This is a genomic window from Sphaerisporangium sp. NPDC049002 (assembly GCF_040649355.1).
Classification (GTDB): domain Bacteria; phylum Actinomycetota; class Actinomycetes; order Streptosporangiales; family Streptosporangiaceae; genus Sphaerisporangium.
On sequence record NZ_JBEZFH010000469.1, the window covers coordinates 1 to 1094 of the forward strand.

General features: G+C 69.7%; 1 pseudogene. It reads left to right on the plus strand.

Going from position 1 to position 1094, the window contains the following annotated elements:
* The first annotated feature begins 40 nt into the window (after positions 1-40).
* Positions 41-1071 (plus strand): annotated as a pseudogene (locus AB0B89_RS36570) (IS5 family transposase).
* Positions 1072-1094 lie beyond the last annotated feature (23 nt).

Genomic DNA, 1094 nt, shown 5'->3' on the forward strand with positions numbered 1-1094 from the left:
GGTCCGGTAGCGGGCTGGTCATGGCTGATAGAACTCGGATGTGGCGCGCTTTGATGTGACCGATGCCGAGTGGGCGTTGATCGAGCCGCATTTGCCGGTGGCCGCGACCGGGCCGCTGCCACGGCGGGTGCGTGATCAGTTCAATGGGATCTTGTGGCGTTTCCGCACCGGATCTGGGTGGCGTGACGTGCCGGAACGGTACGGGCCTTGGTCCACGCTCTACTCCCGGTTCAGCGGCTGGGCCAAGGCCGGGGTGTTCCAGGGGCTGATGGACGCGCTGATCGCTGAGGCCGCATCGCGCGGGCAGGTCGGTCTGGAGCTGGTCAGCGTGGACTCCACGATCGTGCGGGCGCATCAGGAGTCGGCGGGGCTGGCGGTGGCCGGGGAGACTCTGGATGCGCTGGAGCAGGCACTGACCGAGGAAAAGGGGGCTCCGCTGCCGGAGCAGCCGCCGGTGCTGCGGGTGATGCGCCGCAGGCCGCACCCCGCGCACCCGGCGCGGACGGCGCGGACGCGTCGCCGGGCCAGGACCGTGCCGCCACCCGGCGACGCCGTGTGGCCCGGGCGAAGGCTGCCGGGCTCGGCCGATCCCGAGGCGGGCTGAGCAGCAAGATCCATGCCGCGGTCGATGCCGCCGGGTTGCCGCTGTCCTTCGTGCTCACGCCCGGGCAGGCAGCCGACTGCCCGCGGTTCATCACCGTCCTGGACAAGATCCGCGTCCCTGGTCCGGCCGGCCGGCCCCGGACCCGTCCTGCCGCGGTGGCTGCGGACAAGGCCTATTCCTCCAAGGCCAACCGTGCCCATCTGCGCCGCCGCCGGATCACCGCGGTCATCCCGGAGAAGACCGACCAGCAGGCCAACCGCAAGAGGAAGGGTTCAGCCGGCGGGCGGCCGGTCGGCTTTGATCCAGAGCGCTACCGGCAGCGCAACACCGTCGAACGCTGTTTCCAGAAGATCAAGACCTGGCGCGGCCTGGCCACCCGCTACGACAAAGCCCCGGAAAGCTACGAGGCCGGACTCCACCTCCGAGGCTCGATCATGTGGCTGAAGCTCCTCACCTCAACCACATGATCCGAACTCCAAACAGCTCCTAG